Genomic DNA, 851 nt, shown 5'->3' on the forward strand with positions numbered 1-851 from the left:
TCGCGCACTGGCGCTCGCAGGCTGAGCGTCTAGCGCGTCACGATCAGTACGGTTCGCGTGTGATGCGGATTGCTTTTGCCGGCGGGACATGGCGGGCAAGCGCACGCGCGACGATTGCATCGGCGGTTGCATGGGCCTTCATGCGCGTCTGCATCCGCACGATTCGGTCGACTTTCCTCGGGCTGTCGCGATGAAGCGCCCAGTAAAGCGCGCTCAGCCATCCCACGATTGTCCATCCGAGCAGCGCGTTCATCAGCGCGAGCAGCAGCACGTTGCGCCGCCCTCGCCTGTCCGCCACGATAGACGGCGTAAAGTACACGACCATGGCGACAACGGCGAGAAGAGCCTGGACCAGCGTTTTTGCGACCATTTTTCAATCTCCTTACAGATCGCGTGAGCCGGACATGGATGCAACCTTCGTGCATTGCAGTCTGCGGTCCGTTCAAGCGAAAATTCAGAATAGGCCTGATGGCCGCGAAGGTCCAAGTCACAAATTTAACCGCCGTAATAATCAGGCGCTATCGAACCGCCTCTCACTTATAAGAACATGACCCAAGATCCGGCTTCATCCCGCGCCTTCGTGCCCTTCCCCGACTCTCCTGTGGCAAACGCCGCAAGCGGCCCGCTCAGCGGTCTGACATTCGCAGTGAAGGACATCTTCGATGTCGCCGGTTACCCGACAGGCTGCGGCAGCCCCCACATGCTGGCAATGTCCGGCATCAAGACGGCCAGCGCGCCCGTCGTCGATGCATTGCTTGCTGCGGGTGCGGTTTTCGCCGGCAAGACACACACGGAGGAACTCGCGTTTTCGATGACCGGCAAGAACGCTCACTACGGCGCGCCGCGCAACA

General features: G+C 60.6%; 2 protein-coding genes. One reads left to right on the forward strand and one right to left on the reverse strand.

Annotated elements, in window-relative coordinates:
• Positions 1–43: 43 nt before the first annotated feature.
• The gene (locus tag ACRXB1_RS36970) at positions 44–370 is read right to left on the reverse strand and encodes a superinfection immunity protein (protein WP_449494895.1); all 327 of its coding nucleotides are present in this window, start codon (positions 368–370) and stop codon (positions 44–46) included.
• 177 nt (positions 371–547) lie between these two features.
• Here ACRXB1_RS36970 and ACRXB1_RS36975 point away from each other — a divergent pair.
• The coding region (locus tag ACRXB1_RS36975) for an amidase family protein (RefSeq protein WP_449494896.1) at positions 548–851 on the forward strand (304 nt) is incomplete at its 3' end.

This window comes from Caballeronia sp. M23-90, from assembly GCF_053574605.1.

Coding starts and splice junctions, on each gene's coding strand:
- ACRXB1_RS36970 (WP_449494895.1), bottom strand. CDS start 370: ATGGTCGCAAAAACGCTGGTCCAGGCTCTTCTCGCCGTTGTCGCCATG.